We start from the raw sequence: 11,051 nt of genomic DNA on the forward strand, positions 1-11,051 counted from the left end.
TGAAGACGGGCAATCGAACAGCGCTCCTCAAGCGATAACTGGCGGTAGTTCGACATGGCAACACCTGTGTCAGGTGTTGCACTTCGTTTGTGAACTCAGGGGGGGCCATTCCAGCGGCGAAGTCATGGATCCCGGATCAAGTCCGGGATGCCGAAGGCAGGAAACGACCACTTGCAGACGTCCATCATCGCTCGTCTGAATGAAGATGCCGCCGGCACCGCCAGTCATGGTGCCGGCATTGTCGATCACACCGCCGCCCGACAGGATCGCGGCGAAGCGCGCGCCGCTGACCGTGCCGCCGGCCTGGTTGGTGATGGTGCCGATCGAGGTCTGACCCGACAGATCCTGATCGTCGAACGCGAACATCGAAATCCCGTCGGTCGCGCCGCCCGGCGGGCTGCTCACGCCCTCGATGAGTCCGCTGTTGGTGATGCTGCCGCCGCCGATCAGGCGAATGCCGTCGTTGATCTCGCCCCGGATCGTGCCCGTGTTCGTGACTTGCGAGCCGACGGCCAGACCCTGCAACGTGCCCGTTGCGGGATCGAATCGATAAACAGTCGAAATCCCGTGTCCGGCACCTGAAATCAGACTGCTGTTGGTGACGATGGCCGGGCCGCCCTCGACGGTGACACCGCCTTCGGGCGACCTGTCGAACCCGTCATAGCTGCCGTTGCCGCGAATCGTGCCGGCATTGTCGAGCGTCAGCGACGACGTACGCGAATAGACCCCGCTTCGGTCGCCCTCGACCGTCGTTCCTTCAGGATTTTCTATGGAGGCCGGTCCGCCGGGCGGAACAAATATCCCCTGTTCGGCGGCGTGCGTAAGCGATGCCATCGGAACACCCGCGACGATCAGCGCCGTGCTGATCAGGAACCGCGTTTTTGCTTTTGTACGCACCGTCATGAAATCATCCCCTTGTAATATGACGAAAAAGCACGCCCGGCAATCGGCCTGCGACAGGCCCGGAGACGGACAGGCTCCGGCGTCCTGCTTCGTCTTTCGCTTCATGCTCGGGCGGGGCGCGTCGTCGTCCGTCCCGCTGTGCGGTCCCAAGCATCGGAAGAGTGGAGGGAATATCCCCAATTGTAGGGTATCAAGGTGACCCGCCGGCTATCGTCGGCTATCGCCGGGGCTCGGGAGGGCTCGGTGGGGGACAAGGTGACAGGCACGGATGAACCGGGTGCGCCCGGCTATGCGGCGGAGTGGTTGGGGATGCCCGAGCGTCTGCTCGACGCTGTGCGGCGCGACCCGGACTCGGTCGAACGACAATTCCGGTCGCTGGACGCGACGCATGAGTTTCGGCCGCATTCTTTCATGGACATCGAGGCGCTGACGCCAGCGGTGGTCGGGGCCCAAACGCAGCGCCTGGTTTTTCCACCGACGCCGGCGAGACCGCGATTTTGCGGGCGATCGACTGGGAGCAAGCCGAAGCGGCGCTGCACGGCGGGACGATGAAGCTTGCCCACGCCGCGGCAGAGCATGCCGACGCCGCGTTATGGACCTATGTCGCCGCGCGCGAGGCGCTGACCTGGTCTTGCAAGCGGCCGGCCCGCCATGACCATTCACAGCAGCATGACCACCCGCCACCCGCCGCGGAAACTGGTTGCCCGGCTTCTGCAGGAAGGCTTCCGCGTGCTCGCGATCGATCGGCCCGGTTTCGGACTGACGGACATGGAGGGGGCGGTGGCGCACAAGCGATCGTCGCCTTTGCCGGCCTGTATCCCCAACATTGCGGTCGGGTCGTGCTGGTCAACCCCGACCCGCTGTCGACCCGCGATGATCGCCGATGGGGCGTGCTTGGATCGTTCAAGGAAGCCTATATGCGGCGTCCCGAGCTCATCCTGCCGGCAGCGCGGCTGATATCCCGGGCGATGACCCGCTCCTATCTGGCCAAGGCGCTGCGCAAGGCGATGCGCGGGAGTCCGCCGGATGAGGCACTGCTCGCAGGCGACGATGTGATCGACGATTATTACCGCGCCGTCCGCATGTTCAGAGCGGGGCATGTCGAGGGATATGTCCGCGAACAGGCGTATTTCGCGCTGAATCAGGCGAAAGACTATGCGGTCGACAGCCGTGGATGGACGGTCCTGATCGGGGCGCATGACACGCTTTCGGATCCTGGCAATACCCTGTCCTATTGGCGTGAAATTTTGCCGCCCGCCGATTTCGAGATTGTGAAGGATCATGGCCGCTTTCTGGCCTATGCGGATCCGGACCTGATCGTCGATCGGCTGCTTGATCAAGGCTGAATTGTCCTGCTCGGAAGGCACAAACTCCGAACAGGGTTCGCTGGGCTCGCGGAGAAATTTGTCCGCGCCGGATCGACTATACCCATGGGGGCAGCCTGCTGATATACTGCTCGGGTTGCATATCTTCGATGGAACCCGGGCTCTTCGTCTGTTCGGCTTTACCGAAATGACCGGCCCAATTGTCCATGAACCCGCGATGCCAACGCGCGTGGGTTCGCCAGCAATCGGGTAAGGAGGATGTCATGGCGATCGAAGTGGTGGCGACCAAGAATGGCCCGTATCTCCTGACCGGAGATCTGAGCCAGCTCGATTTACGCGATGGAGATGGCAATCTCTATGACGTTGCAGAAAAGCGCCGCATTTTCCTCTGCCGCTGCGGCGCTTCGGCGACCAAGCCGTTCTGCGACGGGGAGCATAGCAGGATCGGATTTCAGGCCGCAGACGCGCTCGTGAAGCCGTGACAAAACATCCAGGGGCCGGTCAGCCTTGGCGACACGACACGCATCCGCCGACGACGGGCCATTCCGATGCGCCAATCCGCCCGCAAGCCTCTGCTGGTGCTTGCCCGGCCGGTCCGGGTAAGGCGCTGGATCGTCGATCTTGCCGATTATCGTGCAGACAACGACTATGATATGCATACCCGATGCCGGTCTGGCCATAATATCGGTGCCCTTATGTTCGCCGGGATGACGAACTGACTGACTCGATTGTGACTGGTTGACCCGCTCCGGCGAAACGTACAGACCTGCCGCCTCACTGAAAAAAGGGGCGAATCTCCATGCGCAAACTGGCCATCCTCGGTGCGAGCCTGCTCGCTCTCGCCTCGCAGCCGACTTTCGCGCAGGAAGAACCCGCCCCGGCCGCGCCTCCCGCCCCCGCCGCCGAAACCGCCACTCCCGCTCCGATGTCCGCCTCTGCCGCCGGCAGCGCGCGCAAGGGACCCGAGCGCCGCCTCACCGGCGCCGACCTCTTCGACCTATCGATCGCTTCGGACCCGCAGATCAGCCCCGACGGCCGCCACATCGCCTATGTCCGCCGCGCGAACGACATCATGACCGACCGTGCGGTCAGCTCGATCTGGCTCATCGATACGACGACGGGCGAGGAAACCCCGGTCGCCGGGCGCAGCGGCGGCGCCTTCTCGCCGCGCTGGTCGCCCGACGGCAAGCGTCTTGCCTTCGCCTCGACCGAGGGCGGCAGCGCGCAGCTCTGGGTGCGCTGGATGAATAGCGGCGAGGCGGTGCGCCTCACCGGCCTGCCGACCAGCCCGTCGAGCCTCGCCTGGTCGCCCGACGGCCGCTCGATCGCCTATACGATGCTCGTCAAGGACGACGGCCCCTCGTTCGGCTCTGCGCCCAAGAACAAGCCCGAGGGCGCGAAATGGGCCGAACCGCTCGAAGTCCGCGACCTCCTCACCTATCGCGCCGACGGGCAGGGCTATGTCGAGCCGGGCTTCGAGAAAATCTTCCTCGTCCCCGCGACCGGCGGATCGCCGCGCCAGCTCACCTTCGGCCCCTATCATGACGGCGGTCCTTTGAGCTGGTCGCGCGACGGCCGCACGCTCTATTTCGCCGCGAACCGCAAACCGAACTGGGAAAATGACCCGGTCGAAAGCGAAATTTACGCGCTCGACGTCGCGGGCGGCGGTGTTACCGCGCTCACCGGCCGCAACGGCCCCGACGCCAACCCGCTCGTCTCGCCCGACGGCGGCAAGATCGCCTATCTCGGCTTCGACGACAAATTGCGCGCCTATGAGAATAGCCAGCTCTACGTCATGAACCGCGACGGATCGGGCAAGCGCAGCCTGACGGACAATTGGGACTATGGTATCGACGCGATCCAGTGGGCGGCCGACGGCAAGTCGGTCTATGCGCAGTATGACGATCGTGGCGAAACCAAGGTCGCGCGCATCGGCCTCGACGGATCGGTCCGCGACGTCGCAAAGGGTCTGTCGGGTGGCGGGATGGACCGGCCCTATACGGGGGGCAGTTTCACCGTATCCGACGGCGGCGCGGTCGCCTTCACCGGCGGCACCGCGACCCGGCCGGCCGAGGTTCAGCTCAATCGCGGCGGCACCGCACGCATCCTCACCGACCTCAACCGCAGCTTGCGCGAAGTGAAATCGCTCGGCGAAGTCCGCAAGATCACCGTGGCATCCAGCCACGACGGTAAGACGATCGAGGGCTGGCTGACGCTCCCGCCCGGCTATCGCGACGGCCAGCGCGTGCCGCTGATCCTCGAAATCCACGGCGGCCCCTTCTCGGCCTATGGCGGCCATTTCTCGACCGACAACCAGCTTTACGCCGCGGGCGGCTATGCCGTTCTCTCGGCGAACCCGCGCGGCTCGACCAGCTATGGCGCGGCGTTCGCGAACGAGATCGACAAGGCCTATCCGGGCAATGACTATTTCGACCTCATCAGCATCGTCGACCGCGCGATCGAACTCGGCGTCGCCGACCCCGACGCCTTGTTCGTCACCGGTGGCTCGGGCGGCGGCGTGCTGACGAGCTGGATCGTCGGCAAGACCAACCGCTTCAAGGCCGCGGTGACGCAGAAACCCGTGATCAACTGGACGACGCAGGCGCTGACCGCCGATGGCGCGGCGTTGTTCGGCCCCTATTGGCTCGGCGCGCAACCATGGGAAAAGCCCGAGCTCTTCTGGTCCCGCTCCCCACTCTCGCTCGTCGGCAATGTCGAAACCCCGACGCTCGTCATCGTCGGCGCCGAGGACTACCGCACCCCGGTCAGCGAATCCGAACAATATTACACCGCGCTCCGCCTGCGCGGCGTGCCCACGGCGCTGATCAAGATTCCCGGCGCCAGCCACGGCAGCATCGCCGCGCGCCCGTCGCAATCGGCCGCCAAGGCCTCGGCGATCCTCGCATGGTTCGAAAAGTACAAGAAGGGCTGGACGCGCCCGGCCGCGGAGGCGGCGGCGAATTAGGCCGCCGCCTATGTGGTGTCGTGGAAAATGACGCCCAGCGTGTGCCGCCGCCCCGACCGGATTTCACTCACTCCGTGGCGCATCGCGACGCGATAGTCGCCGCGCGCGCCCTTCACCGGCCGCGCGTTCACCGCGAACACCACCGCATCGCCCTTCGCCAGCGGCACGACGGCTGCGCGCGATTGCATCCGCGGCCTTTGTTCGGTCAGCACGAACTCGCCGCCCGTGAAATCCTCGCCCGGCGCCGAAAGCAGCACCGCGGCCTGCAACGGAAAGACATGCTCGCCGTACAAATCCTGGTGCAGGCAATTATAGTCGCCTGGCCCATATTGCAGCAGCAACGGCGTCGGCCGCCGTTGCCCCGCCTCGTGACACCGCGCAAGGAATTCGGCGTGGTCGGCGGGAAAGCGCACGCCCATCCCCATCCGCTCGTGCCAGCGGTTGGCGATCGGCGCGAGCTGCGGATACAGGCGCTCACGCAATACCGCGACCAGCGGCGGCAACGGATAGGCGAAATAGCGATATTCGCCGCGCCCGAACCCGTGCCGCGCCATAAGCACATGGCTGCGGAACCCCGCCTCCCCGGCATAGAGCGCCGCGGTGTCGTCGCACTCGGCCCCGCTCAGCAATCCCGGCAGCACCGCCCACCCGTCGCGGTCGAGCGCGGCGGCAATTTCATCAAGGTCCAGCGCCTCGATACGCGCGCCGATGTCTGTTTCCATGGTTTCCGTCATGCGCCGGGCCATGCCATGGCGCGCGCCGGCCGGCGCCCCGTTTCTTGCTTTCAAACCGGAAATCCCGCGCCGCGCCACCGTCCGGCGCATCCGGGGCACAGCGGGCCGGATCGGGGCTTTCGCGCCCGCGCCTCTTCTCTCTAGTCGATCCTGCAGGGGCGGGTGAGGACAGGAGCAAGGATGATGAGCGCCCTTTCGACCCGGCACGAGCCCGATCCGCTCGGCCCGCCCGTGATGGCGGATGACCACGCGCTGGGACTCCAGTTCTGCCGCGTCGGCATATTGTCGCTGACCCGCCTGCAACTCGCGCTCGAACGCGGCGACCGGTCGCGCGCGATGGAGGCGATCGACGACCTGCACGCGCTCGATGTCGAGGTCGAACGCCTTGTCGGCGCGCTCCCCGTCTCGCCCGACGATCCGCGGCAGGCGCGGGTCGCCCGCATTCTCAAGGAAGGAAAGATGGCGGTCGCCTTCGAGAAACTCGCGCTCGCCAGCGGGATCAGCGGGCCGGACCTGTCCTCGCGGCCCCTTGTCCCGAACCGCATCGGCGATGCGCGGCCCGATGCCGAGCCCGCCGGGCGCGCCGATTGGCCGCCCGCCGAGCCGCGAACGGCGCGCCTTATACGAATCCATGGACCACGCGCCGCGATTCTGCTCGCAATCACCGGAGCGACGCTCGCGGCGTTGCTGACTTTTCTCTAGCCAGCCCCTGTCATCGCCACGCCGGTTCACAAAGCGCATGACCATGCTAGGGCTGTGTTTCCTCCCCCAAAGCGGAACCGATTCATCATGTCCTTGCGCCACGCCGCCGCCCTGCTCCTCCCCCTCCTCACCGTGCCCGCCGCCGCCCAATCTTCGTCGGCGCCCGCCCCCGCGATCGACGCCGCGAACCTCACCCAGACCGTCCGCACCCTCGCTTCCGACCAGTTTCAGGGCCGCGCCCCCGGCACGGTGGGCGAGGAGCGCACGATCGGCTATCTGATCGGCCGGTTGCAGGCGCTCGGGCTCGAACCCGCGGGCACCGGCGGCGGCTGGACCCAGCCCGTGCCCTTGCTTCATACCCGCCTCGGCACGCCGGCGACGCTCGGCTTCGACCGCAAGGGCGCCAGGGCGCCGCTCACCTTCGGCACCGACATCTATGTCTCGACGCTCCAGCCGAAGGACCAGGCGGTGGTCGAAAACGCCCCGCTCGTCTTCGTCGGCTATGGCGTCTCGGCCCCCGAACGCGGCTGGGACGATTTCAAGGGCCAGGATCTCAAGGGCAAGGTCGCGGTCTTCCTGATCAACGACCCCGATTTCGTCGCCACAAAGGGCGAGGATGCGTTCGGCAAGTTCGGCGGCCGCACGATGACCTATTACGGCCGCTGGACCTACAAGTTCGAGGAAGCCGCGCGCCGCGGCGCGATCGCCGCGCTGATCATCCACGACACCGACGGCGTCGGCTATGGCTGGAACGTCGTCAAAAGCGGCGGCGGCGAAAATTACGGCCTCGTCGTGCCGCCCGAAAAGGTCACGAGCCTCGCGCTCCAGGGCTGGATCTCGGGTGAAACCGCGACGACCCTGTTCGCGAACGCCGGGCAGGATCTCGCCAAGCTCCGCACTGCCGCGCGCCGCAAGGATTTCAAACCCGTCGACCTCGGCACCAGCTTCAACGCCGCGATCCCGGTGACGCAGGCGGTGGTGCAGAGCCAGAACGTCCTCGCCAAAATCCCCGGCACGAAGCGCCCCGACGAGGTCGTAATGTACGGCGCGCACTGGGATGCCTATGGCGAAGGCGCGCCCGACGAAAAGGGCCGTATCTACCGCGCCGGCGCCAACGACGACGCGCTCGGCGTCGCCGGGCTGTTCGAGATCGCGCGGCTGTTCAAGGCGGCGCCCGCCCCCGACCGCACGATCGCCTTCGCCTTCTGGACTGCCGAGGAGCGCGGGCTGCTCGGTTCCGAAGCCTATGCCCAAAACCCGATCTTCCCGGCGGAGAAAACCGTCGCCAACTTCGGCCTCGACATCCTGCAGACCGCCGGAAAGGCAAAGGACGTCGTCCTCGTCGGTAAGGGACAGGGCACGCTCGAGGATGATCTAGCGCGTGTCGCCGCCACCCAAGGCCGCACCGTCAGCGTCGAAAGCCTCCCCGAACGCGGCCTTTTCTATCGCGCGGATCATTTCAGCCTCGCCAAGCGCGGGGTTCCCGTCCTCCTCATGATGGGCATCGCGGGCGCCTCCGATCTGGTCGAGGGCGGCAAGCCCGCCGGGCAGGCGTGGGTCGATGCCTATACCGGCAAATGCTATCATCAGGCGTGCGACGCGTGGGATGAAAGCTGGAACCTCGATGGCGCGGTTCAGGATATTTCCATTTTCTACACCATCGGCGACGAACTCGCCCGCTCGGCCAAATGGCCGGGCTGGAAGGACGGCAGCGAATTCAAGGCGATCCGCGACAAGAGCGCTGCGGCGCGGAAATAAGCGGGCAGCGGTGACCGTTGACGACCGGTTGCGGCTCCCTTTTCTTTGTCATCCCCGCGAAAGCGGGGACCCAGAGCGGGGCCAGCCGACGGACGCTCTGGGTCCCCGCTTTCGCGGGGATGACAAAAATGGGGAACAGCCGCTCCCCAGATAACCGACGTCGCGAAAACACGCAGGCATCTCCCCAAACCACTGAAATATTATTGCGCCCGGCCCGGCACTGCGCAACAAGCCCGTCATCAATAGGAGATCCCGATGCGCTTTGCCGTTGCCCTGATGCTGCTCCCCGTCCTGCCCTTCGCTCCGATGACCGCGCCCGCCTTCGCACAGGCCGCACCGCAAGCGGGGGCGCAGGATCAGGCCTTGCTCGACTTCCTCGATCACGCGTTCGAAGAGCGGCTGGGCCTCAGCCCCGAATCGCAGACCCAGCTCGGCCTCAAGACCAATTACGACAAGCTCGACGACTATACCGACGCCGCGACGGTACGCGATCAGGAGCTGGCCGAGCGCCAGCTCAAGGACATGCACGCGCGCTTCAAGTCCGATCAGCTCGGCGAGAGCGCGCGCGTCAGCTATCGTCTGTTCGAGTATGAAGTCGAACGCGGCCGCGAATCGCTCCGCTTCCGCAAGCTGCGCTTCCCCGTGTCGACCAACGGCAGCCCCGCCGGCGCGATCCCCGTGCTGCTCATCAACAATCACAAGATCGACAGCGTGCAGGATGCGGAAGCCTATATCGCCCGCCTGCGCGACACCGACCGCGTGATGCGCGAGGTCGCGGCGACGATGCGCGAACAGGCGGCGGCGGGGATCATCCCCAACAAGGTCAATTTCGCCCCCGCGCGCGCCGATGCGCTGAAAGTCATCACAGGCGCGCCCTTCGGCCGCGGCGCCGATTCGACGCTGCTGGCCGACTTCCGCAAGAAAGTTGAGGCGCTCGACGCGCCCGCGGCGACCAAGGCGGAGCTGCTCGCCGACGCGAGCGCCGCGCTGACCGGACCGTTCAAGCAAGGCTACAGCACGCTGATCGCCGCGATCGACGAGATCGAGCCCAAGTCGAAGGGCAATTTCGGCGCGTGGAGCCTCCCCGACGGCGCCGCCTATTATGCCGACCGGCTGAAGAGCTCGACCACCACCAGCCTCACCGCCGACCAGATCCACGACCTCGGCCTCGCCCAAGTCGCGGCGATCCGCGAGGAGATGGAGGCGATCAAGCGCGAGGTTGGCTTCACCGGCACGCTCGAACAATTTTTCGACCACATCCGCACCGATCCGCAGTTCAAATATCCGAACACCGAAGCCGGCCGCGAAACCTATCTCGCCGACGCGCGCGCGGTGATCGCATCGGTGATGACCGCTGCGCCGCGCTATTTCCGCGTGCTGCCCAAGGCGGCGCTCGAGGTGCGCGCCGTGGAGAAATGGCGCGAAGGGACGGCGTCGACCGCTTTCTACAACCCGCCCTCGGCCGACGGCACGCGTCCCGGCATCTATTATGTCAACCTCGTCGACATGAACCAGACGCAAAAGGTGCAGGTCGCCGGCATCGCCGCGCACGAAGGCGCGCCGGGTCACCATTTCCAGATCGCGCGTCAGCAGGAACTTACCGGCATCCCCAAATTCCGCAAATTCGGCGGCTATGGCGCCTATATGGAGGGATGGGGGCTCTATTCGGAACGGCTGGCGAACGAGATGGGCGTCTACAAGACCCCCTATGACCGCTTCGGCATGCTGTCGCTTCAGGTGTGGCGCGCGATCCGGCTCGTGCTCGACACCGGCATCCATTCGAAGCGCTGGACGCGCGAACAGGCGATCGCTTACTTCAAGGCGAACAGCTCGGTGTCGGACACCGACATCGCGCGCGAGGTCGACCGCTATTTCAACTGGCCGGGTCAGGCGACCAGCTACATGGTCGGCCAGCTCAAGATCGCCGACTTGCGCAAACGCGCCGAGCGCGAACTGGGCTCCCGCTTCGACATCCGCGACTTTCACGAAGCGGTTTTGAGCGAAGGCGCGCTGCCGCTCGATATTCTCGAAGAGCAGGTGACGCGCTATATCGCGGCGAACAAGAAGTGATGCGGCGACGCTGATGTCTACTTTGGGGTGGAGAGCTGCCAGCCCCCATTTTCGTCATTCCCGCGAAAGCGGGAACCCAGGGCTAGGCCAGCCGACGGACGCTCTGGGTCCCCGCTTTCGCGGGGATGACGAAGTATTAGAAGCGGAGCGGCCGCTCCCGGTCGATACCCGCCTTGCCCCGCTCCTCGCGCACGATTAATCCTCGCCCATGACCGGCGACAAAATCTTCATCAGCGCGAACGACCTGCTCGCCGACTCCTTCCGGCTCGGCATGCAGGTGCTCGACAGCGGCTTCAAGCCGACGCACCTCGTCGGCATCTGGCGCGGCGGCGCGCCGGTCGGGATCGCGGTGCAGGAGCTGCTCGATTATCACGGCCAGCATTGCGACCATATCGCGATCCGCACCTCCTCCTACCACGGCATCGACAAGCAGGACGCGCACGTCAAAGTCTTCGCGCTGGGCTATCTGATCGACACGCTGAATCCCGGGGACCGGCTGCTCATCATCGACGACGTCTTCGACAGCGGCCGCAGCATCCGCGCTTTCATCGCCGAATTGAAAGCACGCTGCCGCCACAATATGCCGCGCGACAT

Annotated in this window: 9 protein-coding genes; 7 read left to right on the forward strand and 2 right to left on the reverse strand. The window is 65.7% G+C overall.

What is annotated here, in order from left to right; translation table 11 throughout:
- Positions 1–69 precede the first annotated feature (69 nt).
- Positions 70–1,053, reverse strand: coding sequence for a hypothetical protein (locus VJ811_RS15660; RefSeq protein WP_324074016.1), 984 nt, complete (start codon positions 1,051–1,053; stop codon positions 70–72).
- A 347-nt stretch (positions 1,054–1,400) separates the two neighbouring features.
- On the opposite strand from VJ811_RS15660, the gene VJ811_RS15665 reads away from it, so the two are divergent.
- From VJ811_RS15665 to VJ811_RS15675, 3 genes are all read left to right on the forward strand, one after another.
- Positions 1,401–2,249, forward strand: coding sequence for an alpha/beta fold hydrolase (locus VJ811_RS15665; protein WP_324074017.1), 849 nt, complete (start codon positions 1,401–1,403; stop codon positions 2,247–2,249).
- 242 nt (positions 2,250–2,491) lie between these two features.
- A complete protein-coding gene (locus tag VJ811_RS15670; protein ID WP_324074019.1) occupies positions 2,492–2,710 on the forward strand; it encodes a CDGSH iron-sulfur domain-containing protein in 219 nt (72 codons plus the stop codon).
- Positions 2,711–3,027: 317 nt separating this feature from the next.
- The gene (locus VJ811_RS15675; protein ID WP_324074022.1) at positions 3,028–5,193 is read left to right on the forward strand and encodes a S9 family peptidase; all 2,166 of its coding nucleotides are present in this window, start codon (positions 3,028–3,030) and stop codon (positions 5,191–5,193) included.
- Between the two features lie 8 nt (positions 5,194–5,201).
- On the opposite strand, the gene VJ811_RS15680 is transcribed toward VJ811_RS15675, so the two are convergent.
- A complete protein-coding gene (locus VJ811_RS15680) occupies positions 5,202–5,927 on the reverse strand; it encodes a 2OG-Fe(II) oxygenase (protein WP_324074024.1) in 726 nt (241 codons plus the stop codon).
- A gap of 180 nt (positions 5,928–6,107) precedes the next feature.
- Between VJ811_RS15680 and VJ811_RS15685 the strand changes: the two genes are divergently transcribed.
- From VJ811_RS15685 to VJ811_RS15700, 4 genes are all read left to right on the forward strand, one after another.
- Positions 6,108–6,629, forward strand: coding sequence for a hypothetical protein (locus tag VJ811_RS15685; protein ID WP_324074026.1), 522 nt, complete (start codon positions 6,108–6,110; stop codon positions 6,627–6,629).
- A gap of 87 nt (positions 6,630–6,716) precedes the next feature.
- The gene (locus VJ811_RS15690; RefSeq protein ID WP_324074029.1) at positions 6,717–8,387 is read left to right on the forward strand and encodes a M20/M25/M40 family metallo-hydrolase; all 1,671 of its coding nucleotides are present in this window, start codon (positions 6,717–6,719) and stop codon (positions 8,385–8,387) included.
- A 255-nt stretch (positions 8,388–8,642) separates the two neighbouring features.
- Positions 8,643–10,457: a DUF885 domain-containing protein gene (locus VJ811_RS15695; protein WP_324074030.1), complete on the forward strand. Its 1,815-nt coding sequence runs from the start codon at positions 8,643–8,645 to the stop codon at positions 10,455–10,457.
- A 208-nt stretch (positions 10,458–10,665) separates the two neighbouring features.
- Positions 10,666–11,051, forward strand: a 386-nt coding sequence (locus tag VJ811_RS15700; RefSeq protein WP_324074032.1) for a phosphoribosyltransferase, incomplete at its 3' end; no start/stop codon positions are given.

The sequence above is a fragment of the Sphingopyxis sp. genome (assembly GCF_035250425.1).
GTDB lineage: Bacteria > Pseudomonadota > Alphaproteobacteria > Sphingomonadales > Sphingomonadaceae > Sphingopyxis.